The organism is Verrucosispora sp. CNZ293 (genome assembly GCF_002754655.1).
Map to the genome: position 1 here is coordinate 495,749 of NZ_PEFR01000001.1, position 22,101 is coordinate 517,849.

The 22,101-nt window shown below is 68.9% G+C and carries 24 protein-coding genes; 13 read left to right on the forward strand and 11 right to left on the reverse strand.

All coding sequences use genetic code 11. The features are described from left to right. Positions 1–344: 344 nt before the first annotated feature. From CLT74_RS02275 to CLT74_RS02295, 5 genes are read right to left on the reverse strand one after another with little or no spacing between them, the layout of a single operon-like run. The gene (locus tag CLT74_RS02275) at positions 345–1,133 is read right to left on the reverse strand and encodes an endonuclease/exonuclease/phosphatase family protein (RefSeq protein ID WP_158240177.1); all 789 of its coding nucleotides are present in this window, start codon (positions 1,131–1,133) and stop codon (positions 345–347) included. Beyond that, the gene (tmk, locus tag CLT74_RS02280) at positions 1,127–1,753 is read right to left on the reverse strand and encodes a dTMP kinase (protein WP_158240178.1); all 627 of its coding nucleotides are present in this window, start codon (positions 1,751–1,753) and stop codon (positions 1,127–1,129) included. The genes CLT74_RS02275 and tmk overlap by 7 nt, the downstream gene beginning before the upstream one ends. Then, a complete protein-coding gene (locus CLT74_RS31045) occupies positions 1,750–2,853 on the reverse strand; it encodes a radical SAM protein (protein WP_486581921.1) in 1,104 nt (367 codons plus the stop codon). The genes tmk and CLT74_RS31045 overlap by 4 nt, the downstream gene beginning before the upstream one ends. Beyond that, positions 2,850–3,827 (reverse strand): aminoglycoside phosphotransferase, encoded by a 978-nt coding sequence (locus CLT74_RS02290; RefSeq protein ID WP_099845057.1) that lies wholly within the window; start codon positions 3,825–3,827, stop codon positions 2,850–2,852. Before CLT74_RS02290 ends, CLT74_RS31045 begins: the two co-directional genes overlap by 4 nt. Continuing rightward, positions 3,824–4,411, reverse strand: a complete 588-nt coding sequence (locus CLT74_RS02295; protein ID WP_099845058.1) for an HD domain-containing protein — start codon at positions 4,409–4,411, stop codon at positions 3,824–3,826. The genes CLT74_RS02290 and CLT74_RS02295 overlap by 4 nt, the downstream gene beginning before the upstream one ends. A gap of 36 nt (positions 4,412–4,447) precedes the next feature. On the opposite strand from CLT74_RS02295, the gene CLT74_RS02300 reads away from it, so the two are divergent. Beyond that, positions 4,448–4,894 carry a hypothetical protein gene (locus CLT74_RS02300; protein WP_099845059.1) on the forward strand — a complete coding sequence of 149 codons (447 nt, stop codon included), beginning with the start codon at positions 4,448–4,450 and terminating at the stop codon, positions 4,892–4,894. On the opposite strand, the gene CLT74_RS02305 is transcribed toward CLT74_RS02300, so the two are convergent. Continuing rightward, positions 4,884–5,489, reverse strand: coding sequence for a hypothetical protein (locus CLT74_RS02305; RefSeq protein ID WP_099845060.1), 606 nt, complete (start codon positions 5,487–5,489; stop codon positions 4,884–4,886). The two genes, CLT74_RS02300 and CLT74_RS02305, sit on opposite strands and share 11 nt — an antisense overlap. 1,193 nt (positions 5,490–6,682) lie before the next feature. Here CLT74_RS02305 and CLT74_RS02315 point away from each other — a divergent pair. Genes CLT74_RS02315 through CLT74_RS30360 form a run of 5 tightly spaced genes read left to right on the forward strand, consistent with a single transcriptional unit; the run spans position 6,683 to position 10,490 of the window. Continuing rightward, the gene (locus CLT74_RS02315; protein WP_099845061.1) at positions 6,683–6,916 is read left to right on the forward strand and encodes a hypothetical protein; all 234 of its coding nucleotides are present in this window, start codon (positions 6,683–6,685) and stop codon (positions 6,914–6,916) included. Continuing rightward, positions 6,913–7,662 carry a GOLPH3/VPS74 family protein gene (locus tag CLT74_RS02320; RefSeq protein ID WP_099845062.1) on the forward strand — a complete coding sequence of 250 codons (750 nt, stop codon included), beginning with the start codon at positions 6,913–6,915 and terminating at the stop codon, positions 7,660–7,662. Before CLT74_RS02315 ends, CLT74_RS02320 begins: the two co-directional genes overlap by 4 nt. Positions 7,663–7,706: 44 nt before the next feature. Then, positions 7,707–9,200, forward strand: coding sequence for an APC family permease (locus tag CLT74_RS02325; RefSeq protein ID WP_099845063.1), 1,494 nt, complete (start codon positions 7,707–7,709; stop codon positions 9,198–9,200). Between the two features lie 13 nt (positions 9,201–9,213). Beyond that, on the forward strand, positions 9,214–9,870 hold the full coding sequence (locus tag CLT74_RS02330; protein WP_099845064.1) for a GNAT family N-acetyltransferase: 657 nt from the start codon (positions 9,214–9,216) through the stop codon (positions 9,868–9,870). After that, a complete protein-coding gene (locus CLT74_RS30360) occupies positions 9,867–10,490 on the forward strand; it encodes a GNAT family N-acetyltransferase (RefSeq protein ID WP_099845065.1) in 624 nt (207 codons plus the stop codon). The genes CLT74_RS02330 and CLT74_RS30360 overlap by 4 nt, the downstream gene beginning before the upstream one ends. 698 nt (positions 10,491–11,188) lie before the next feature. Here CLT74_RS30360 and CLT74_RS02345 read toward each other — a convergent pair. From CLT74_RS02345 to CLT74_RS02355, 4 genes are all read right to left on the reverse strand, one after another. Beyond that, a complete protein-coding gene (locus CLT74_RS02345; protein ID WP_099845067.1) occupies positions 11,189–11,650 on the reverse strand; it encodes an integrase core domain-containing protein in 462 nt (153 codons plus the stop codon). 158 nt (positions 11,651–11,808) lie between these two features. Continuing rightward, positions 11,809–12,519 (reverse strand): OBAP family protein, encoded by a 711-nt coding sequence (locus CLT74_RS02350; RefSeq protein WP_099845068.1) that lies wholly within the window; start codon positions 12,517–12,519, stop codon positions 11,809–11,811. 11 nt (positions 12,520–12,530) lie between these two features. Next, on the reverse strand, positions 12,531–12,701 hold the full coding sequence (locus CLT74_RS30645; protein WP_199172060.1) for a hypothetical protein: 171 nt from the start codon (positions 12,699–12,701) through the stop codon (positions 12,531–12,533). A gap of 377 nt (positions 12,702–13,078) precedes the next feature. Next, positions 13,079–13,792: a GAF and ANTAR domain-containing protein gene (locus tag CLT74_RS02355; protein WP_099845069.1), complete on the reverse strand. Its 714-nt coding sequence runs from the start codon at positions 13,790–13,792 to the stop codon at positions 13,079–13,081. 446 nt (positions 13,793–14,238) lie between these two features. Here CLT74_RS02355 and hflX point away from each other — a divergent pair, with 446 nt between their 5' ends. After that, positions 14,239–15,390, forward strand: coding sequence for a GTPase HflX (gene hflX / locus CLT74_RS02360; RefSeq protein ID WP_099845070.1), 1,152 nt, complete (start codon positions 14,239–14,241; stop codon positions 15,388–15,390). Positions 15,391–15,459: 69 nt separating this feature from the next. Next, positions 15,460–15,915 carry a DUF4383 domain-containing protein gene (locus tag CLT74_RS02365; protein WP_099845071.1) on the forward strand — a complete coding sequence of 152 codons (456 nt, stop codon included), beginning with the start codon at positions 15,460–15,462 and terminating at the stop codon, positions 15,913–15,915. A 251-nt stretch (positions 15,916–16,166) separates the two neighbouring features. On the opposite strand, the gene CLT74_RS02370 is transcribed toward CLT74_RS02365, so the two are convergent. Then, a complete protein-coding gene (locus CLT74_RS02370; protein WP_099845072.1) occupies positions 16,167–16,871 on the reverse strand; it encodes a GAF and ANTAR domain-containing protein in 705 nt (234 codons plus the stop codon). 195 nt (positions 16,872–17,066) lie between these two features. Here CLT74_RS02370 and CLT74_RS02375 point away from each other — a divergent pair, with 195 nt between their 5' ends. The 5 genes from CLT74_RS02375 to CLT74_RS02395 all read left to right on the forward strand — a co-directional run bounded on the left by CLT74_RS02375 (position 17,067) and on the right by CLT74_RS02395 (position 21,931). Beyond that, positions 17,067–17,516 (forward strand): STAS domain-containing protein, encoded by a 450-nt coding sequence (locus tag CLT74_RS02375; RefSeq protein ID WP_099845073.1) that lies wholly within the window; start codon positions 17,067–17,069, stop codon positions 17,514–17,516. 167 nt (positions 17,517–17,683) lie between these two features. After that, on the forward strand, positions 17,684–18,427 hold the full coding sequence (locus CLT74_RS02380) for a GAF and ANTAR domain-containing protein (protein WP_099845074.1): 744 nt from the start codon (positions 17,684–17,686) through the stop codon (positions 18,425–18,427). A 136-nt stretch (positions 18,428–18,563) separates the two neighbouring features. Then, positions 18,564–19,523: an SDR family NAD(P)-dependent oxidoreductase gene (locus CLT74_RS02385; RefSeq protein ID WP_486581922.1), complete on the forward strand. Its 960-nt coding sequence runs from the start codon at positions 18,564–18,566 to the stop codon at positions 19,521–19,523. Positions 19,524–20,142: 619 nt separating this feature from the next. After that, positions 20,143–21,357, forward strand: a complete 1,215-nt coding sequence (locus CLT74_RS02390) for a hypothetical protein (RefSeq protein ID WP_199172062.1) — start codon at positions 20,143–20,145, stop codon at positions 21,355–21,357. Beyond that, complete coding sequence (locus tag CLT74_RS02395) at positions 21,350–21,931, forward strand: hemerythrin domain-containing protein (RefSeq protein WP_099845076.1); 582 nt, start codon at positions 21,350–21,352, stop codon at positions 21,929–21,931. The genes CLT74_RS02390 and CLT74_RS02395 overlap by 8 nt, the downstream gene beginning before the upstream one ends. The last annotated feature ends 170 nt before the right edge of the window (positions 21,932–22,101 follow it).

Sequence of the window (22,101 nt, forward strand, 5' to 3'; positions counted from 1 at the left end):
ATGGCTCGCGTGAACACTGACACGGCCCGGTAGAGGCCCGCCGCTGTCCACGGGCCCGCACCTGCCGGTCTCGCCAGTCCGGTCTACCTAAGACAAAAGTGCAGGTCAACGCTGCTTGGATCGAGAAGGGCGTGCGTGGGCGATCCGCTTGAATCGCAATGTCGGAGTTTTGTCGGGGTTTCCGAGTAGCCGTTGGCAACGCCGCTCGTGCCCAGGCTGGGACTCCGACAATCTGCCGACAATCCAGTAACCGAGCTGCGGCATCCTGAGAGGGCACAAAGCCCGCTACAAGATCCACACGAGGCTTCACCGGCAACGCGGCCAGGAGGGTATGGCGAGGGCGCTTAGAAAAGAGGCTGCGTTGCGGATACCACCTCGCATCTGACGTGCACCCCAACGTCGATGTTGACGGTGTGCGCGGCGTGGTCGGTGAGGCCATCCAGGCGGGGTTGGTGCAGGTAGGCGGCGGCCAGGTGGGGTTGCAGTCCAGGTCCGGCGTGGAGGTAGTCGAAGCGGTATCGGTTGCCGCCGCGGCCGATCCAGCTGTGGGCCTGAGCTCCGGGGTGCAGGCGCTGGTGAATGTCGGCGAGTCCGAGGTCGTTGAGGGTGTCGAGGAACTCGTACTCGAAGGCGAGGAAGCCGGAGTATCGCGGTTGGTGGTCACGGCTGATGACGTTGTAGTCCCCGCCCACCACGAGATGAGCGCGGTCGGCGGCGGACATCGTGGCCAGCGTGTCTTGGACGGTGGTGAGGAATGCGCGTTTCTTGGCGACCTTGGTGGGTGCGCGGTCGCTGGAGGGCACATACAGGCCGAGCACGGTGACAGCGGGGTCGGTGTCGAGGAGGACGGCGGGTGCTCGGCCGGGCAGGCTGATTCCGGCGGTGAGGTGTGGGGCGGGTCGGCTCGGGACGCGGGTGGCGATGGCGCAGCCGCGGTCGCTGTCGGGTGAGGGCTGGTGGGTGACGGTGAGGCCGGCGGCGTCCAGTTCGGTGAGTAGGTGTCGGGTGCCGGGGCCGTTGCTGGTCTCGGTCAGGATGATCACGTCGTCGTCGCGGGCCAGGAGCCAGGTGAGCAGGCGCTGCGCGCGGGCTGGCGCGGCGGCTTGCACGTTGATCGTCAGGATGGTCAGCACGGTTGCTGGGCCTCGCTGGTCAGGGGCAGGTCGGCGGGTAGGAGGCCGAGGATAGTGGTCACGACCTGGTCGGGGGTGAGCCTGTTGCAGGCGACGGTGTGTTGGCGCCATTGCTGCCGGTGCAGGTGTCGGGCCGCGTCGCGGTAGTGGGCGAGTTCTTGTTCGGGTGAGCCGGCGCGTTCGAGGCGGGTCAGGTGCGGTCGGGCGTCGAGTCGGGCTCGGATGACGTCGGGGTCGTCTTCGAGGTAGATGACGGTGGCGGGGAGGACGTACCGGTTGTAGGACCAGATCTCGGCGAGGTCGAGGCCGTCGACGCGTTGCAGGACCAGCGAGGAGGCGACGTATCGGTCGGTGACGACGTGGAAGCCGTCGTCGAGGCGGGGGATGATCTCGTTCTCGATGTGCGCGGCCCGGTCGGCGGCGAGCGCGAGGGCGAGTGCTTTGCCGTGGAGGAAGTCTTCCTGCCGGCGCAGGAGTTGGCCCAGCGGCGTGCGAGTGGGTTCCGCGGTCAGGTGCACGCCGGCCGGGCCGAGGCCGGCGAGTCGGTCGGCCAGGAGACGAGCGACGGTGCTCTTGCCCACCCCGTTGGGACCTTCGATGGCGATGAACAGGCTGATCACTCCTCGGCGACGGCCAGAGGTAGAAGGCGACGGCTGTGCGGGGCGGTGACCGGGCACTGGTCGGCGTCGACGTCGCCGATACGCCCGCCGGCCGCCACGACCGCCGCCGGGCAGCCCTTGCCGCACTGCCCGCCGAGCGCGCAGGAGCCGCAGGTCGGATTCCCGCCGGGCTGGTAGCGGTTGGGGAAGTCGTGGCCATCGAGGTCGGCGGTGATGTCCGCGGCGAGGATGTTGCCGGCCAGGAACTCGGTGTCGCGGTGCCGGGAGGCCGGTGTGCGGGCGGCGAAGACGAGGTACGGGCAGATCGCGACCTGCCCGTCGACGAAGACGTAGATCAGTTTGCCGGCGTCGCAGCCGCCCAGCGGCAACTCGTCGTTGGGGAAGCGGATCCGGACGAGGTCGAGCTGGTCGGCGAAGCGTTCGGTCACCGCGCGGATGGCGTTCATCGTCGCCGCGGTGGCGGCCAGCCGTGCGCGGCTTTTCACCCCTCGTCCGAAGGACGACAGCGGGTTCATCAACACGTACTCGGCGCCGACCTGCACGCCGAAGGCACACAGGTCAGCGAACTCCTCCGGCACGGTCAGCGCATTGGGCGTCGACAGGAGCCCCTTGAGTAGGCCGGCCTGGGCGAGCTTGCGGGTGGTGGCGAGGGTGGTGGCGAACGACGACCGGTCGCCGCGGAACTTGCCGTGGCTTTCGGGGCGGAATCCGTCGAAGGACACGTTGATGTGGACGTTGCCCAACGCGGTCAGGGCGGCGATGTGATCGTCAGTGGTCTGCGTCGCGTTCGTGCAGATGCCCACGGGCAGCCCTCGGTCGGCCACGGCCTGGCACATGGCGATCAGGTCGGGGTGCACGAACGGCTCCCCACCGGTGAGCGTGATGCGTTGCACCCGGGCGTCGAGCAGCCGGGGCAGGACCCGGCTGGTGAAGTTCTCCAGCGTCAGGTCGCAGCCTTGGGCGGTGGAGGAGACGAAGCAGTGGGCGCAGTGCAGGTTGCACCGCTCGGTGATCTGCACCAGCGCTTTGCGACCGTCCCCGCCCACCGAGGTGCGGAAGTAGCAGGACGAGGCGTGGGTGTCGACGATGAGCCGTTTCACGATGAGCTTCCCGCTTCCACTGGTAGACGGGCTGTGCTGGCAGGTGGTGCTGCTCCGAGCAGCTGCGCGGCCCCGTGGAGCTGCCGGAGCACGACCTGGGCGTGACGGCGGTCGGTGTCGGGCCGGTGGTGGCCGGCGGCTGCGATGGTCAGGAACCACCAGGCTGCCCAGACCCGGTGCCAGCCCAGCGCCCACCGCGCGGCGGGAAGGCCGCCCCGGTCGGCTTCCGCGCCTGGGTGCCCGCCCGCGGCCACGTAGGCGCGGATGAGTCGGGCGAGCAGTCGGGGTTCGGGTGGCGTGCGGGTGCCGAACCAGGTCGCCAGGTCGAGCAGGCCCGGTCCGGTGAACGCTTTGGCCCAGTCGACGAGGCGGCATCCGGTACGGCTGACGTGCAGCGAGCTGCGGTGGAACTCGCCGTGGCACAGCCCGAACGGTGGCCGTTCGGCGCCGTCGGTCCTGGACTGTGCGACGGCGGCCAGCCGCTGCAGAGACTCCTCGATCGGGCTGGAGTCGGGGAAGCGTCCCTGCCGGCGCAGCGCGTAAAGGGCGTCGAGTGCCTGTCCGGGCAGCCGCGCCAGGCCCGCCTGGTCGAACGTTGGCAGCCCGGTGATGCCGGCAACGGCGTGGACCCAGCGGGCCGCGGCGGCGGCCTCCGCCGCGGTCGCTGCCCGGACCGGGGCGCCGAGGTCGTCCATCAGCATGCCCAGCGTCTGCGGGCGCATCGCGTAGCCGTGCAGCACCGGAACGGCTGCTTCCCGCTCGTTGAGCGCCCGCAGCACGCTCGCCTCGCCGGTGAACGGCGCGACGGCGACCTTGCAGACCACGCTGCTTCCGTCCGTGAAGAACAGCCGTTCCACAGCGGACAGCTCCCACTGCCCGATGCCCTGCCGCCCGGTCGGCACCTGCCGGGCCGCGGTGAGCAGGTCACATCGCAGCTGCGCGACGAGGTGCTCGTCGAGCGTGCCGGCGTTCACCGGGGCCCCGATGCGCCGATGGCGGCGGTGATCTGTTCGAGCCGGGCGAGGACGGCGTGCAGATGCGCCGACATGCTGGCCGGCACCCGCGGATGCGCCGCCTGCTGGAAGGATCGGAAGTACAGCAGCAGCCCGCACAGCACCGGCCGCCGGGCGAAGAAGCCGGTCACGTCCCCGGTGGTCCGTGCCCGCTGCAGCAGCGACGTCAGCGCGACGATCTTGTCGGCGGTGGAAGCGAGCAGCACCGGCTGGTCATCGACGCAGATGGGTGGGTCGGGTTCGTCGAGGGCTCGATGTTCGGCCTGGAGCGCGGCGATGATCCGCGCCACCTCGGGGTCGTAGTCGGTGGTGAGGACCTGGTGCACGTCCAGTGTGGCCGGGGCGAAATCCGGTGCGTCGTGCAGCAACGCCGCCGCGATCACCTCCGGTGGCGGCGCGGGCACGTGCTCACCGATGGTCACCGCGACCCGGACCGCGTGGACCAGGGCCGGCCGGTCATCGATGGTGTGCCCTGCACACCACGTTCTGGCGTCGCGCAGGGCGCGGTCGATGACGGCAGGACGTGGGGGCGATAAGACCGTCATACCCTGATACCTCCTGGTTACCGTACGATCGGCGGCATGTCCGGGCCGCTGCCGCACTGGTGTGAGCAGACCTGCGTCGTGTGTCCCGCTCAGCAGCTCGGACCGGGCCAGTTCGACGTGGTCGACCGGCCCGGACCCGAGTTCGCCTACCGCCCCGACCTCGGCTGGCGGGCCACCGGCGACGGTGTCGCCGTGTGCGTCCACCCGTTCCGGGTGGGCCTTCCCGCCGGCCGGTACGCCTCGGCCGGGGAACCGGTCCCCGACCAGGCGTCCCGGCCGGCGCCGACACCGGCGGCCCTGGAGTTGCCCGCCGACGTGGTGGATCTGGAAGGCTGGCTCGTCGCTGTGCTGCGGGACGCACCCGCCGAGCAGATCTTCACCGCGGTCGCTCGGGCGGAACGGCTGGCGGGCGAGCGGTTCGATCCGAAGCGGGTGGTGGCGGCCATGCGGCGGGTTTTGTCGGTGGAGCTGGCTAACCGCTGACCCCGGCGGCGACCGGCTCCGGCTGGTCGAAGTCGAAATCGTGGCTACGTCCATCACGGCCGAGACCGGCAGCCTGGTAGCGGGTGTTGAGCAGGTCCAGGCGTCGGGTCACCTCGGCCGAGTCCAGCCAGTACCGCAGCGGCTGCTCACCCCACCCCGCAGCGGCGTAGTAGGCGTCGGTGACACACCCACGGGTGTAGGTGAACTCCTCCAACTCCGTGGCGTGGGGGAAGACCACGCCCAGGTCGGACTGCATCCGTGACATCAGCGTGAACTGCGCCAGCACCGCGTGGATCATCTCGTCCACCGGCGCCGGCACCAGCAGCTCGGCGGCCCGCTCGTCACCGCCGGACAACTCAAACACCGCCGCCTTGAGGGCCAGCACCCGCAGCGCCTCTTCCAACAGCGGCCCGGCGTCACGCTCCAGCGACCAGCGGCTGATCGCCGGGTACCCGGTGAACGTGGCCCAACAGGTGGAGTACTTCATCGACGAGCTGTGCAACCGGTCGTAGGCCGGATGGGCGCGCATCCGGTCGAGGATCTCCGCGGCCCGACTTCCGACCTCGGCGACCTGCGGCATCGATGAACTGGTCATGGTGCATCCCCTCCCGAGGGGCAGTGGACACAGGGAGACCCGCACGCCGGAAGCGGCTGGGGTCCCTCACCGCCCGCCGAACCCATGCGGGCGGTGACAAAGCCATCAGAAGCTGCCGTCGCCGATGTCGATAAGAGACGCGGTTGACCTCCGACAATCTGCCGACATTTCACCGTGAACGTCGTCCGGCGCTAATCCCCGCACCGGGATTGTTGCCGGAATGTCGGAACCTGCCGATAGTGCTGGCCGACATAGATCGTCCTCGCCTTTAGTCGTCTCGTTGGCACGCGATCCGGCCGGCCGTCCGCCAGTCGAGCCGGGTGCACCACGGCTTCCTCATTCCGCCGTGTCATGGGTCGTTGACCGTGCGATCTGAAGGGTTCTGCTGTGCGTGTTGCCCGGAGACTGACGTTGTTGCTGGCCATTCCGCTGTCCGCGACCATGCTCTTCGCCGCGTGGGGTGTGACCTCGACGGGACGCCAGGTGATAGCCGCCGATGGGCTGCCATCGCCGGTGGCAATCTCGTCGGCTGTCGGTGACGTGCTCCATCAGGTTGATCGGAAGCGTCAGGTCGCGGCGGCGGTGGTCTCGGATGCCGATGGCGGGTTGAACGCTTTCTCAAGCAGGGGGCCGTGTCCGATAGCGCGTGCCGCCACGCATCTCACACAGAAAGGTGATGGCAGTGCGCGTCAAGTGGTTCGTCCCTGCTGACGGCGAGCACCCGTTCAGGCCCTTCGGCATTGACTGCGAGGATGCAGCCACGCGCTTCGCCAGCTGTGGCGAAGCGACGCCTCGCGACCAGGATGAAAACACCGCATTGCCCCATGGTGCCCTCGATCGGCGTCGGCCGTGCGGGGCGAACTCCGGTCGCTCTGTCCTGGGCTCCGACCCTCGACATCGAGGGCGTCGAAGGGCGCGGCCGTGAATCGCTGCCCGCAGCCCCTGCCCGACGTCGCCTCGGGCACTTTGCTCCACCTTGAGGCGAACGACTGGTGCTACGGCCGTGACCTCACCCCCGGGACTCCCGTGGCCGTCATCGTGGCCGCGATTCGCGACCTGCCGAACCGCAGCGATGAGTGGGTCTGGGTGCTCGGTCACCGGCCTGAGTGCGATTACCCGCACGTCGACCGGCATCCGCCGTGTATGGAGGTGCGGGTCAGCGTGGCCGCGCTGCACCGCCGGAGTTCTGTTTCATGACCGGCACCGACGACGGCGACCGCCCCGTGGATCGCTTCGAATCAGCGCGCAACACGGTGCTCCAGCATCGCGACGGCGGTACCTGCTCCCACTGCCAGACCGGTGGATGCGGGCAACACGCCTGGGCGATCGAGGAACTGGCCCGCCATCCCGGCGGCCGGAAGCTCCTCCGGCAGCTCGGGTTTCCCATCCCCTCTGACGCATCGACCGAGGAAGGTCAGCCGCGGTGAACACCCCACCCTCCGGCGCATCCAACGACCACGCACCCCACCTGTACGAACACCCGGCACCAGTAGAGCCGGCCCGGCCGGTGCGCGCCGTTGGCAGCGCCGCCGCCCACACCGCCACGCGTCTTGCCGACGAGTTCTTCTACCTGGCCCACGACGATCAGACCGGACGTCCGCGTCTGTTCGAGTCCGCGACCGCACACGGCCTGGCCGCCGCACTGTTGGCCGAGCTGTACCGGGAGGGTCGGGTCACCTTCGAAGGCCGCCATGTGCGGGTGATCAACACGGTCCCGCCGAAGGACTGGCTGCAACATCTCGTCCTGGATCGTCTGGTGGCCGAGCCACGTCACACCGCGACCCGAACGTGGTTGGCGTTCCTCGCCACCACCGCCTACGAGCAGGTGATCACCCGAATGTGGCAGCTCGGGCTGCTGCGGCCGGAGCAGGTCGGCCGGCTGTGGCGCCAGCGCACCGTCTACGTCCCCACCGACGTGAACACGGCCGCCTGGTCCTGGGCTCGCCTGTCCTTCCAGCTGCGCAACTACCAGCCACTGACCGCCTTCGACCAAGTCCTCGCGGGCCTGGCGCTGCACACGCAGCTCGACCCGATCCTGCTCGACGGCACACCCCTTGCCGTCCGCGCGTTCCTGCGCCACCAGGTCGACCAAGTCCCGGCCCCGTTGCGCGACCTTCTTGCCGACCTCGGCGCCGTCGTCGGCGGCGCCGTGCTGAGCCACCGCACCTCCTGACTGGCCACCTTGCTATCCATCCCCTCATTGCTGAGAGAGAGCCGATGTCCCACTCGAAGCCCGACACCGTGTCCGCCGTCCTCGCCAGAGGCCGGCTCGGTATCCCGTCGGTGGTGTTCTTCGTCATCGCCGCCGCCGCACCCCTCACCGTCATCGCCGGTGGCGCGACCACCGGGTACGCGGTCACCGGCGTCACCGGCATCCCCGTCGCCTACCTCCTGGTCGCGGCCGTGTTGGCGTTGTTCGCGGTCGGCTACGTGGCCATGTCCCGCCGCATCGTCAACGCGGGCGCCTTCTACACCTACGTCACCCGAGGACTCGGCCGCCCCACCGGCGTCGGCGCCGCCATGGTCGCGCTGCTGGCCTACAACGCGATGCAGATCGGGTTGTACGGCGGGGCTGGCGCGGTCACCGCGCAGTTCCTCAACGACCGGTACGGCTGGCAGCTCACCTGGTGGATCTGCGCCCTCGCCGCCTGGGCCATCGTCACGGTGCTCGGGGTCGCCCGGATCGACCTCAACGGCCGCGTCCTCGCCGTCGTCCTCGTCGCCGAATGCGCCGTCGCGTTGACCTTCGACGCCATCATGGTGACCCACCCCGCCGACGGGACGGTCGCCTTCGACACTCTCGCCCCCTCCCATGTGTTCGCCGCTGGCATCGGTGCCGCCCTGGTTACCGCGATCACCGGATTCGTGGGCTTTGAGGGCACGGTGGTGTTCTCGGAGGAGACGAAGGATCCCCGGCGGACGATCGCCCGCGCCACCTACATCGCCGTCGCGGTGACCGGCCTGCTGTACGGGCTGTCCGCGTGGGCGATGTCCGTGGCCACCGGCCCGGACCGCATCGTGGCGGCGGCCCGCGCCGACGGCACCGACCTCATCTTCAACCTGGTGTCGCCGCACCTGAGCCAGAGTGTCATCACCGTCGCCCGGATCCTGTTCATCACCTCCCTGTTCGCCGCCCTCCTGTCCTTCCACCACACCGTCGCCCGCTACCTGTTCGCCCTCGGCCGCGAACGGGTACTTCCCGCCGCCTTCGGCCGCACCAGCCGCCGAACCGGCGCACCCAAGGTCGGCTCCCTCGTCCAGAGCGGACTCGCCTTCGCCGTGCTGGTCGGCTACGCGCTCGCGGGGGCGGATCCGATCGTGCACCTGTTCTTCTGGATCACCGTCACCGGCGGCCTCGGCGTGCTCATCCTCATGACCCTCACCTCCGCCGCCGTCATCGGCTTCTTCACCCGCACCGCTCACACCGAAGGACCGTGGCGGTCGGTGATCGCACCCGCAGCCGCCACGCTCGCCCTCGGTGGGATCCTCACCGTCACCCTGCGCGAGTTCGCCACCCTCCTCGGCGTAGCACCAGACTCGCCCCTGCGCTGGGCATTCCCCACCGCCTACGCCGCCGCCGCGCTGCTCGGCATCGCCTGGGCGCTGATCCTGCGCACCACCAACCCCGACGTGTACGCGGCGATCGGCTTGGGCGCGGACAGCGACACCGGACCCCTGCGCGCCCCCGACCTCGCCCGCCAACCCGCCTGACCAGAGGGAAGCTGTGACCGCAACCAACACGAATCTGCTCGTCCGCCCCGCCACCGAAGCCGACGCCGGACCGCTGATCGGCGTCCTTGCCGAAGCGTTCCACGACGGCCCCGTCGCCGACTGGCTGATCCCCGACCCGACCGACCGCCGAACCGTCTACTACCGGTACTTCACCGACGCCTTCCACCACGGCCTGACGCACGGGCAGGTCTACACGACGGGCGATCAGACGGCGGTGGCGATCTGGTACCCCCGTCTCGAACCCACCTCGACCGATACCCGGGAACGGCTGGAGTCGCTGGAGGCCATCGCCGGCGTGCACGCGCCGAAGTTCGTGCTGCTGGAGGAAATGTTCGACGCCTTCCACCCCGACGACCCGCACCACTACCTCGCCTACCTCGCCGTCGACCCCACCCGGCAGAACCGCGGTATCGGCACCGCCCTGCTCGCCAACCATCACCGTCGCCTCGACGACCTCGGCCTGCCGGCATACCTGGAAGCCACCACCATGCGCAATCGGCGGCTCTACCTGCGCCACGGCTACACCGCCGGCCCCACCATCGTGCTCCCCACCGGCGGGCCCATCATCTGGCGAATGTGGCGCGGCACCCCCACCAGCGGCGGCCGGACCCCTTTCCCGCGCACCCTGCCACATCGGCGGCCCCTGTGACCGCCCCCACCGTGACCGCGCCACCCATCCGGCCCGCGCAGCCCGGCGACGTCGCCACCATCGCCGCGCTGGTCACCGACGCCGTCGCCACCGACCCAGTAGCGCAATGGCTCGTCCCCGACCCGGCCGGGCGGCAACACATCTTCCACGCCCTGCTCGCCATGGAGGTCGACCACGCCGTCGAATGGGGGCACGTCGATATCACGGTCGACATGACCGCCGTCGCCGTCTGGCGCCACCACCCCGCACCGCAGGCGCCACCGCTGTCCGACTACCACCTGAGCACCTTCACCGGCCGACACCTAACCCGCTTCCAGCACCTCCACACCCTGGCCCGCCGATACCGCACCGCCGCCCCGCACCACTGGCTGGCCTGGCTGCACGTCACCCCCCACGCCCGCCACCACGGCATCGGTCAGGCACTGCTCGCCCACCACCACCAGCGGGTCGACCAGCTCGGCTACCCGATCGACACCATCGCCACCACCATCACGGTCCGGAACCACCTGGCCAGACACGGCTACCACGCAGGCACCCCGCTGCACCTCGTCGACGGGCCACAGATGTGGCCCCTACGTCGCGCCGGCCGACCGGTCCCGCTCACCGCGGTGACCGACTGAACCGCCACGTCGACAACCGGACCCCGAGGGCTGCCTCAACGGCGCGGCAGCCCTCGGGTCCGCACCAACCCAATGGGGCAGGGCGTCCGCGGTGCGCGGTGGCGGACAGGCATGCAACTGGCGATGCAGGCGCCCGTCACCGCCGACCTCGTCGTACCGCTACTCGGGTCCAAAATCCCCGGCGCGCACGGCTACGCTCAGCAGTCCGGCAGCTCCTGCGGCGACGCAATCGGCACGGCCGGAACATCGGGCGCACTTCATGGCCCACACCCAGGAGATGCGGGAGAACGTTGCCGGTCAGCGGCTCATCGCCGTCTGTCGGCGTACAGGGTCCGCTACAGAGTCAGGTACGCGCCGACCTACGGTATCCGCAGACCCACTCCCAAGAGCCCTGCCGCGTGCGGGCCGCCCTGCCGCCAGGCGACCCCACCCGTCTACGCTCGGCTATCAGCGATCCGACCAAAACGAACAGAGCGGCCGGCCGGGGGCCGTGCGTACGCGAGGCTTGGGCGTGATCAGCTTTGCGGGGGAGGAGTAGCCAGGCATCCGGCGGTGACCTTCCTGCCGTACCTGTGTGTGACGTTCTACTATGGAACGGGCACGGACATCACAAGTTGTCGATCGATGCGCCGCTGTCGCCACGGATCGGTCTCGGCTGTGGAGGTGGAGATTGAACCCCCCCGGGTTCTGTGGAGACCTCAGCTGTTGACTCCGAGCACCTCGCGGGGCTGGGGTTGAGCGTAGAACGTTGACTCGTATTCGGTTGGTGGGGCGTGCCCGATGGCGGAGTGCAGGCGCTGGTTGTTGTACCAGTCGACCCACTCGGCGGTGGCCAGTTCGATCTGGGCGAGGCTGCGCCACGGACCTGGTATGCCCCCGGAGGTGACCTCTTCCCGGGCCGACGGCGCACGAGTGTCGTCGAGCGGAGGGAACCAGCCGCAGTGCCGATTCCGGCAGAACGGATCGATGTCGTCATCGGGGTGGACGCCCACACCGATATCCACACCGCCGCCGCAGTCAGCACAGCCGGGGCAGTGCTGGCCGAGCTGACTGTGTCCGCCGACGATGGCGGCGCGGCCGCACTGCTTGCCTGGGCCGCCGAACAGCGGCTGTTCACGTCCCAGCCGGTTCTGCTGCTGCGCGCCGGACGGCTGCGGCACGCTGGCGACCGATGGAAGCCTCAGCGTCATCATTTTCGGCGGGTTCGGCGACTGCAGCAGGCTGGCCGACGTGCGCGGCGAGCAGCGGTAGCTCTTCCTTTGGGTGCCGTTTGTTCTGCCGTTCGCGGTTGACGTCGGCTTCCATCGGTCGCCGTCGGTTACCGACCAGTCAACCGGTCGACCACTCCCGGGACCGCCTCGCCGGCCGGAAAGGCGTCGTCGAGCAGCGCCACTCCGTCCTGCGGATGTGCGTGCTTCAGCAGGGCTGAGCGGTCACGCCGCTTCTCGGCGCGGTCGACGCCCATGGCCTGGTTGCGGTGCTCCTCCAGCGCCGGGTCACACTGCCCGTCCCGGTTGAACGACCACATCAGCATGGGCTCGCCCAGCGGCAGAGGGTCTCCCGGGCCAGCGTCCAGGCGCCCGGTGTGCCAGGTGTGCCACGTCTTGCCGTAGCTGTTCATCAGCATCGCCATCAGCGCCCGCTCCGCCGCCTCGGGCAGCCCGGGAGCGATCAGCGAACCGCCGAGCACCTCGTAGTTGTGCGGGTGCCAGTAGCGTCGCTCGTCCTCGGGCAGCGTCTCGTACAGCCGCTCCGAGAGGATGTACTCGATACCGATCAGGTTCGCCTCCGAGGTGTTGCCGTCGAACAGCACGCACTGCAGGAAGTCGTCGTTGACCTGCCGGCAGTAGTGGTGCGCCTCCATCTGCATCGACGGGGCGTCCTTGGCCGGGTGGAACCCGACCACGTACGCGTCGAAGCCCTTGAGTGGGGCGTTGTTCTGCAACGCCTTGGAACCGAGCGACAGGCCCTGGTGCCACAGGCTGGTCGACTGCCCCGGTGGCTGTAGCGGGCTCGCACGCCGCTTCATCTGCGCCTCCTCTACTGCTCGTCGGCGGCGGCCTCGGTGCGGCCGTCCCGGGTGGCGGTCGGTTCCAGGTGCTCGTCAGGCTGTGGAGCCTGGGCCATGGTGTGGTGCGGATCGCCGTCCGGGGAGAACAGGACCCGGTCGGTCTTCGGGGTCTTCTCCCGGCTCTCGTCCGGTTCGGTCATGGCGCTGTCCCTTCGGCGGAGCTTCCTCAACGCTATGCCCGAGGTCTGCCGCACGAATCCCAATCGGGCCAACCCACCGCCACCGCACCGGCGTTTCCGAGACTTCGTCGTCGATGCCTGCCCACCGTGGACGCGACAGACAGGTCTGGATACCGGTTCCCAGAACGGGGAGGCCGGCGCGCACCCGGGCGCAACGACGCGACAGCCGCCTGACGACGTCGGCGTCCGGACAGATCGCGCGGGTGCATGCGGCTGGCCCGATCAGGACGCCGATGCTCCTGGTAGCTTGATCGACGCGGGCTTGGGCCACGTCTCGGACCGTGCGATGGGAGTTGTGTCCGCCGGGTTATCCCACCGGCTGGCGGTCCGCGCCGTGCTCAGGCTTTGGGCGTCCGGGCGGCACGGTCGACGAGGGCTTGGGCCACGTCGCGGACCTTGCGGTTGGAGTCCTGCGACACCTTGGCGAGGATGTCGAACGCGTCGGTGGCGGTGCAGCGACGCTCGGCCATGAGGATGCCCTTGGCCTGCTCGATAACTGCGCGACTGGCCATCGCCTCCTGCATCTGCCGGGCGAGGGTGGCGGTGCTGTCGTAGAGGTGCGCGTTGGCCAGGGCGACGGCAGCGTACGCGGCGAAGGTCTGCAGCACGCCGATCATGTCGTCGTCGAAGGCGTGCGGGGTGCTGGCGTAGACGTTGAGTGCGCCGACGACCGCCTCCTGGATGGGCAGACCGATCGACACGGAGCTGCCCAAGCCGGCCTGTTTCCCTTGTTGGGCCCAATCCGGCCACCGGTCCTCGGCGGCGAGGTCGGGTACGGGGATGACGTCGCCACTGGCCGAGGCCTCCAGGCAGGGGCCGCGGCCTTGCGCGTACTGCCGCTCGTCCATATCTCGGGCCAGGTCGTCGGTGAACGCCGCGGTGTGTCCAGTGCCGCCGCGCACGAGTGTCACCGAGACTTCCACCGGGGCGTTCAGGGCACGTTTGGCCAGTTCGGCGACGCGTTGCAGGACGTCGTCGAGGCCGGTCTCGCCGAGCTTGATGCGGCCGATTTCGGCGAAGGCGTGGGCGGGATCCGTCAGTTGGTGAGTCATGGCGCCAGGTCCTCACGATCGGCACGCCATCATGAGGGAGGAACGAGGGCGCGCGCGGATGGCAGCCCACGCGTCGCGGGCTGCTGCACGGACCCACCGGTGGCAGAGCCGGGACCAACGCCGGATGGTCGACGCCGATTCGCCACACCCGGACACGGCGGATGGTGGCTACAGGCCCCTGACCATACTCCGCTCCGTTCGCGCCGGCGCGTCTCCACCACTCGGCGCGGAGAACAACGTCCGCGCTCGCGGCACTCTGCCGGACGCCGCGGCACCGACGCTTGGGCGGGCGCACTTCTTGACCCGACTACCTGCGTACCCCGGAAGTTGGGCGCACACCTGACCGCCGTCGTGGGGCGCCGACGGCAGGATCGAGTAGAGCTTTGGCATGGTCGGCCGGGGCGGGGGTAGGTGGACATGCGCCCGAGACGAGGTTGAGGTGGGACATGGCGGGATCGTGGTTGCTGGGCCCGGACGCCGGCGCTCAGGACAAGCGGCCGACGGCGGTGCTGGTGGCGGTACGCGACGGCGACGGCGCGGCCGACAGCGGACCGGGCTCGCCGACGTCGCTGACCGAGCTACGCCGGCTCGCTGCCACCGACGGTCTGACCGTCGCTGACGAGGTGGTGCAGAGCCGACCCCACCCCGACCCGGCCACCTACGTCGGCTCCGGCAAGGTCGACGAACTGGCGGCGCTCGCCGAACGGGCACACGCTGACCTGGTGATCGCCGACGGCGAACTCAGCCCCGGCCAGGTCCGCAACCTGGAGAAGCGTATCGGGGTACGGGTGGTCGACCGCACCGCGTTGATCTTGGACATCTTCGCCGAACACGCCCGCACCAGCGAGGGCCGGGATCAGGTGGAGCTGGCGCAGATCGCGTACCAGTTGCCCCGCCTACGCGGCGGTGGCCGGGCGATGTCGCGGGTCGGCGGTGGCCGGACGGCCGGTGGCGCCGGCATGGGCGTGCGAGGGCCTGGTGAGATGCGGCTGGAGACCCAACGACGCACGCTGCGGCAGCGGGCGACCCGCCTGCGCCGCAACGCCTCCGAACTCGCCCGGCGCCGCGAGCGCACCCGCAACCGGCGGGCCCGCAACCAGGTGCCCTCGGTGTCGATCACCGGTTACACCAACGCCGGCAAGTCGGCGCTGCTCAACCGGCTGACCGGTGCCGACGCACAAGTGCAGGACGTCCTGTTCGCCACCCTGGATCCGACCGTCCGCAGGATCAGCACCGGTGAGCTGACCTACACCGTCACCGACACGGTCGGCTTCGTACGGCACCTGCCGCACCAGCTCGTCGACGCGTTCCGCTCGACGCTGGAGGAGGTCACCCGCAGTGACCTCGCGCTGCACGTGGTCGACGCCTCCGCCCCCGACGCGCTGGACCAGATCACCACCGTGCACGGCGTGTTGCACGAGATCGGCGCGAGCGACGTACCCGAGCTCCTGGTTCTCAACAAAATTGACGTAGCGCCGCCTGGGTCGGTCGACGCGCTCTGCCGGGTTCATCCCGACGCCGTCCCGGTCTCGGCGCGCACCGGTGCCGGCATCGACCACCTTCGCGTCGAGCTCGCACGGCGGCTGCGTCACCACTGACCCGAGGTATCCGGTTTCGCACCAGCCTGGTGGGGGACATCAGAGGCACCGTCTTCGATGGAGGTAACGATGGTCAACCGGTCCCGCTCGGGCAGCACGACCGCAGCCAAACACCCCGTCCGTACCGCCGCTCAGGTCGTCGGTGTGGTCTTCGTGCTGGTCGGTGTCCTCGGGTTCATCCCTGGCATCACCAGCAACTACGACACCATGCAGTTCGCCGGGCACGAGTCCGAGGCAAAACTGCTCGGACTGTTCCAAGTCTCGATCCTGCACAACCTCGTCCACCTCGGCTTCGGCGTCGCCGGACTCGCGCTGGCCCGCACCATTGCCGGTGCCCGCACTTATCTTGTCGCCGGTGGTGCCGTCTACCTCGTGCTCTGGCTCTACGGACTGGTCATCGACCACCAGAGCGGAGCCAATTTCGTACCGCTCAACAACGCCGACAACTGGCTGCACCTGTTCCTCGGCCTCGGCATGATCGCCCTCGGGCTCGCGTTGAGCCGTGGTCGCGCCGAACGTCGCTGATTCTCGGTCACGCCCATCCCTCATCATCGGAGCCCGCCCATCGGCCGGCAGCTGGAGAAGTCGGCCGGCTCGAATCTGTAGCCGAGACGGTGCCATCTGATGCCGGCGCCACGCCGCGACCACGTCGTCGTGCGCGTGGCGCCGTTCCCACTGGGCCGACGGTGGCTGTGGCGAATTCGGCGGTGTGTGGATAGCTCCCGGGCCAAGATCCATCCGGACCGGGTCCTGCCCAACCTGCCCACTGCCGTCACCTATGGCTTGGCGGCGTTGGCGACCAAGGCCTCGGCCACCTCGCGCAGCTTGCGATTGGTGTCTTGGGAGATTTTCGCCAACAGCGTGAACGCCTCGTCGGCCGAGCATCGCCGCTCACCCATGATGATGCCCTTGGCCTGCTCTATCACGGCCCGGCTGCGCATCGCCTCCTGCATTTGCCGGGCCAGTACGGCGGTGCTGTCGTAGAGGTGCGCGTTGGCCAGCGCCACGGCGGCATAGGCGGCGAACTGCTCCGCCAACTCGATTGCCGAGTGGTCGAAGGCATGCGTCGAGGTGGCGTACAGATTGAGCGCCCCGGTGACCGCCTCCTGGATGGGCAGCCCGATCGACAGCGAGCTGCCGATTCCCGCCTCCCGTGCCCGCGCCGCCCACTCCGGCCACCGCTGTTCGTCGGACAGGTCAGGAAGGGACACGCTGACGGCGCTGACCGCCGCGTCGAGGCATGGGCCGTCGTCACGGTGGTACTGCCATTCGTCGAGTTCACGGGCCAGGTCGCTGGTGTAGGCGATGGCCCGGTTCGCGCCGGACTGGATCAGTGTGACCGAGACGTGCCTGCTGCCTGGGACAGTTCGGTTGGCCAGCTCGGCCACGCGTGTGACCACATCGCTGAGCTCGACCTCGTCGAGCCGGATCCGGCCCAGTTCGGCGAGGGCTGCGCCGGGCTCCGTCCGTGGGGCGTCCATGCGTGGGTCCTTGTCGGGTGGGGTCGGCGAATGTGTCGCTGCACCAACGTACCCAGGTTGGCGGGCTGGACAGCGACCTGATGTGCGATACCCACCCCATGGGCGTATCTTGGGTCCGGGTCAAGACGCGTGCCCTCCCGCGCTCCCGGTTATGACGACCGGGGAGCGTTGTCGAACCGCAAGGTGGGAGGCGGCATGTCACAAAAGTTGCCCGGTTTCGGCTGTCACCACGTCCCGACCGCCGCCGGGACGTCCCGGCTGGACGAGCCGATCATGTGGCTGAGCTGCGAGGTCAGCAGAGACATGGCCCAGGTTGCCGTAGCCGGTGAGATCGACCTGAGTAACGCTCATCTCTTGGCGGAGCTTTTGGAGAATGTCGTCGCGGCGAAGGCTGCGCTCGTGGCAGTGGATCTCTCGGCCGTCACCTTCTTCGGCGCGTACGGCACCGACGCGCTGCTACGAGCGCGTCGGCAACTGACCGAACGCGGCGCACGGCTGACCCTCTGCCATCTCTCGCCGGCGGTCCGTCGCGTCCTCGACGTGACGGGCACGCTCACGGAGTTCGAGGTGGTCGAACGGACGTTGACCAGCCCTGCCGGCAGAGGGCCGGCACGTCGCGTCATTCCGGTCGGTACCGGGTCGTAAAGTTGTCCCATTACTGGCGTCCCGGTCGGGCGTCAGGAATGAGCGTCAAGAAGCGGCGCCGGTCCCGATCCGACGGATCGGGCATTGGTCCGCGACTGCGGGCCGTCCCGCCACCCGCCGTCCCACCCCCTGGGTCGACGGCGCTTCGTACAAGGACGTCACAACTCATGCCGCAGGCCCACCCCGACCTCGCCGCAGCCTTGATCAGACTCGGGCGGATCAAGTACGACGAGGTCGACCTCGACGTGGTGTTGTCAACCATCGCTCAGGTCGCCAAGGATACGATCCCCGGCACCGCCGAGGTCTCGGTCACCCTGGTCCAGGGTGTCGAGGCGTACACCGCCGCGTACACGGGTGATCTGGCGTTGACGCTGGACCAGTGGCAGTACGAGCATGGTCGCGGCCCGTGCCTGGACGCCGCGACCACCGGTGCCGTCATGTCGGTCCCTGACATGACAGCGGAGAGCCGCTGGCCGGAGTGGGCGGGTCGCGCCCGTGAGGCGGGGGCCGTCAGTTCCCTGTCGATCGGCCTGCCCATCCAGGAGGCGATGGTAGGCGCGCTCAACATCTACGGCGCAGCACCGGGTGTTTTCGACGACCACGTCGAACTCGCCCAGACGCTGGCCGGATACGCCGCCATCGCGCTGGCCAACGTCCACCTCTACGAAAGCACCGCCACCCTGGCTCAGCAGATGCAGGAGGCATTGCAGAGCCGGGCGGTGATCGAGCAGGCCAAGGGCATCATCATGGGGCAGCGCCGGTGTTCGGCCGAGGAGGCCTTCGCGATCCTGGCCCGGGTGTCGCAGGATTCCAACCGAAAGCTGCGGCAGGTCGCCGAGTCACTGGTTGAGCGGGCGGTGAACGGCGGCCGTGACTGGGCCAAAGTCGCACCGCCTGACCGGTTGCCTTGACCACATGCAGGGCCGCACTGTGCGGCGCAACGGTGCCGCTGGTTTGACAGGCCCGTGCCCGTGATGCGTCCTGGGAGTGATCGTTACGTCCGTGGGTAGATGGTCGATGCCGGACTGCTGCGGTGCGGGAGGTGCGATGGTCGGGCGTAGAACCTTCCGGGACGCCGTGGTGGTGATCACGGGGGCGTCGAGCGGAATCGGGCGGGCGACCGCGTTGGCGTTCGCTGCCGAAGGGGCCAGGTTGGTACTTGCCTCGCGAAGCCAAGAGGCGCTTGGGGGAGTGGAACACGACTGCCTTGCGCGCGGTGGCCAGGTGCTGGTGGTGCCGACCGACATTGCTGATCCTGAGGCGGTGGAGCGGTTGGTCCGGCTGGCGGTGCAGCGGTTCGGGCAGATCGACGTCTGGGTCGAAGCGGCGGCGGTCGGCATTGCCGGACCGCTGGGCTCTGAAGCGGTGGATGAGATTCGTCGGCTGGTCGACACCAACGTGTTCGGGACCGTGCTGTGCGCCCGTGCCGCGCTGGCTCGGTTTCAATCTCAGGGCAGCGGGGTCCTCGTGCTCGTCGGGTCGTTGCTGTCACTGTTCCCGAACCCGCTGGTCCCGCTCTACTCCATGACCAAGTTTGCCATCAGGGGGCTGGCCTTGAATCTTCGGCAGCAGGTCGCCGGTCATCCCCGGATAAGGGTCGGTCTTGTGTTGCCCGGGCCGGTCGACACGCCGTTCTTCGAGCGGGCCGCCAACCATTCGGGTCGTCAACTGCGCGCTATCCCGCCTGCCTCCGCACCGGAGCGTCTCGCCGCCACGATCCTTGCGTGTGCCCGTCGCCCACGCAGGCAGGTCACAACGGGTGTGGTGTCACATCTGGCGCTGGCTGCCCATCGACTGGCACCGCGTGCCGCCGAGTCGTTAGTTGCCCGATGGAGTGCAGCGTTCTTGACCAAGTCGGCCGCAGCTGCGCCCCGGTCGGGATCGCTGTTCGATCCGCCACCGACCGGGGCGGTGCACGGCGGGTACCGCCGCAGCCGGATCCGCCGCCGGATCGGCGAGTGGCTGGGGGTCGCCCAAGCGAATCCGGGCGGGCCGAGCCCACGTTGACCGTCACGTCGTCCCGGTGACCGGCCGGAGGACGGTGCCGGCGCTCTCGCGCTGGTCCGTGAGCAGGGCCGTCCCGTCCTCGCTGACCGACCAGCTTCGGTAGGTCAGACCTGCGTGAGACGTTGGCATGAAGGCACATCGCTCGTCGGAAACCCTGGGTAGCAGATCAGGCCGGCGACAGGCGTCACGCCTGGGTGACCGTCTGCCTGGAGAGCGGGTACAGGTAGAGGCCTACCGCTTTCTGCCTGCATCAGGAGTCACCGGGCGTCACCGAAGCGCTCGGCATCTGGTGGCCTCCATCTTCGCGAGAACACTCGGCGATTACCACTACCCACCTGGCGGTGTTAGGCATGGGATGTTGCTGGTCCACGGCGACGGCCGTTGGCACCGTCCCGGCTCGGCAGATGCTGGCGGCGGCTGGGTGGCGAACAGGTCTGGGACTGGCCGAGCCGCGCTCCGGCTGGTTCGTGGGAGCTGGCTCATCTGCGTCGGTATCGGCGACGGTTCAGCGGATCTCAGCTGACCTGGGTGGTTCTCCGCCAAGAGGATCCGATTCGGATGATTCTTCGCCCAGACTTCGGGTAGGAGCAGCTGCACCCCCACCGATTTGGAGAACTTGATGTTCAATCCACTGGACCACAAGGGCATCCCCTTGGAGAGTCAGATCCGCAATTGGCGCGAACTCGACGTTGAGCCGATCGATCCTGAGGCGGTCGATCCGTACACCCGGTGCCGGATCATCACGATGAACGGCATCGAGGTCGAGGCGATCAACTTCCAGCATCAGTTCGCCCGCAACTGCCCGGATCAGGAGGTCCGTCGGCGGTTGGCCTACGTGCGGTACGTGGAGAGCCAGCAGCAGCGGGTGGTGAACTGGCTGCTCCCCGGGGTGGCGAGTGTGCTGGAGACGACGCTCGGTTACGAACAGGTGGCCGTCGATCTCACCGCCTGGGTTGCCCGGCACGAGCCTGACCCGTACCTCAAGCAGGCGTACGAGTTCGGGGTGCTGGAGGACTTCGATCACCTGTACCGCTACGCCAACCTGTACGAGATGGTGGAGCGGCGTAAGGCCGAGAAGATCGTGGACGGACTCACCGAGGTCATGCCCGGGCGGCCCACCGTACAGGAGCACCGACATCCGTTCGACGAGGTGCGTACCCCGTACGACCGCAACTCGGTGGACCCACGCTCCAAGCTGAACGCGTTGACGATCCTCTCTGCCGAACAGCAGGTGATGTTCTATTACATGAACGTCGGCCCGCAGTACATGGAGCCGATCGCGCGCCAGCTCTATCAGGAGATCAGCCTGATCGAGCAGGAGCACGTCACCCACTACGAGTCGCTGCTGGATCCGGGTGAGAACTGGTGGGAGCGGCTGCTCACCCACGAGTACAACGAGTGCTGGTTGTACTACTCCTTCCTGCAGCAGGAGAGCGACCCGAAGGTCAAGGCCGTCTGGGAGCTGCACCTGCAGATGGAACTGGCCCATCTGCAGCAGGCCGCCGACCTACTGCGCCGGCACGACGGCCGGGAGCCCGAGGAAATCGTCGGCAGCGCCGGTCTGCCCGAGCCGCTGACCTTCGAGCCGAACAAGGAGTACCTGCGGCACCTGCTGGCCACCACCATCGACGTGACCAAGCTCGGCGAGGGCTACGTCAGCGAGGCGCACGAGCGCTTCGAGTGGATGCAGCAGCAGCTGCACGACGGTCAGCAGCCACCCAGCGAACAGGTCATCGACATGCACCGCGAGCGCTTCGGCGACGAGTACCGCATCGAGACCGAAGGACCGCACCCGGTGCAGCGCCTGCGCGCCCAGGGAGGCAGCCATGCCTGACACCGACGCCCCGGCCACCCCCGGACCGCAGGAGGATGTGGTCGACCTGCTGCTGGCCCAGCACGCCCGCATCGAGCAGCTTTTCCTCCTGGTCATCGGCGGCACCGGTGACACCCGGCGGGACGCCTTCGACGACCTGGTCAAACTGTTGGCCGCGCACGAGACCGCTGAGGAGGAGGTCGTTCACCCGCTCGCCCGCTCTCTGCCCGGTGGGGGCGGCGACGCGATGGTCGACGAGCGCCTCGACGAGGAACGACAGGCCAAGGAGACGCTTCAGACCCTGATCGCCGCCGGCGTCGACGCCGACGGCTTCGACACCGGCATCATCCTGCTCCGCGACGCCGTACTCGCCCACGCCCGCCACGAGGAACGCTACGAGTTCCCCCTGCTGCGCCAACATGTCCCGGCTGACCGGCTGCGTGCCCTGGCCGCCGCCGTCCGCGTCGCAGAGGCCAGCGCACCGACCCGACCGCACCCCAGCGCCCAGACGGCCAAGGGGAACCTGGCCGCCGGGCCTGTTCTGGCGGTCATTGATCGGGTCCGCGACGCGATCCGAAAGCCTTCAGAAAGTTGACAGGTTCGAGCTCGGCAGGAGTCAAACAACATCCGGCGTCACCGGGGCTCCTTGGTCGACCAGTTGTCCGGATGTCACATCAATGTTCAGGGAATCGTGACGATGAGGCCCGCCAGAGCTTGATCTAAGGGACGTCTCGTAACTCGGTGGTTGGTCCATGGTGGATCATG

Coding starts and splice junctions, on each gene's coding strand:
- CLT74_RS02295 (WP_099845058.1), bottom strand. CDS start 4,411: ATGACGGTCTTATCGCCCCCACGTCCTGCCGTCATCGACCGCGCCCTG.
- CLT74_RS02300 (WP_099845059.1), top strand. CDS start 4,448: ATGTCCGGGCCGCTGCCGCACTGGTGTGAGCAGACCTGCGTCGTGTGT.
- CLT74_RS02305 (WP_099845060.1), bottom strand. CDS start 5,489: ATGACCAGTTCATCGATGCCGCAGGTCGCCGAGGTCGGAAGTCGGGCC.
- CLT74_RS02315 (WP_099845061.1), top strand. CDS start 6,683: ATGACCGGCACCGACGACGGCGACCGCCCCGTGGATCGCTTCGAATCA.
- CLT74_RS02325 (WP_099845063.1), top strand. CDS start 7,707: ATGTCCCACTCGAAGCCCGACACCGTGTCCGCCGTCCTCGCCAGAGGC.
- CLT74_RS02350 (WP_099845068.1), bottom strand. CDS start 12,519: ATGAAGCGGCGTGCGAGCCCGCTACAGCCACCGGGGCAGTCGACCAGC.
- CLT74_RS30645 (WP_199172060.1), bottom strand. CDS start 12,701: ATGACCGAACCGGACGAGAGCCGGGAGAAGACCCCGAAGACCGACCGG.
- CLT74_RS02355 (WP_099845069.1), bottom strand. CDS start 13,792: ATGACTCACCAACTGACGGATCCCGCCCACGCCTTCGCCGAAATCGGC.
- hflX (WP_099845070.1), top strand. CDS start 14,239: ATGGCGGGATCGTGGTTGCTGGGCCCGGACGCCGGCGCTCAGGACAAG.
- CLT74_RS02365 (WP_099845071.1), top strand. CDS start 15,460: ATGGTCAACCGGTCCCGCTCGGGCAGCACGACCGCAGCCAAACACCCC.
- CLT74_RS02370 (WP_099845072.1), bottom strand. CDS start 16,871: ATGGACGCCCCACGGACGGAGCCCGGCGCAGCCCTCGCCGAACTGGGC.
- CLT74_RS02375 (WP_099845073.1), top strand. CDS start 17,067: ATGTCACAAAAGTTGCCCGGTTTCGGCTGTCACCACGTCCCGACCGCC.
- CLT74_RS02380 (WP_099845074.1), top strand. CDS start 17,684: ATGCCGCAGGCCCACCCCGACCTCGCCGCAGCCTTGATCAGACTCGGG.
- CLT74_RS02385 (WP_486581922.1), top strand. CDS start 18,564: ATGGTCGGGCGTAGAACCTTCCGGGACGCCGTGGTGGTGATCACGGGG.
- CLT74_RS02390 (WP_199172062.1), top strand. CDS start 20,143: ATGTTCAATCCACTGGACCACAAGGGCATCCCCTTGGAGAGTCAGATC.
- CLT74_RS02395 (WP_099845076.1), top strand. CDS start 21,350: ATGCCTGACACCGACGCCCCGGCCACCCCCGGACCGCAGGAGGATGTG.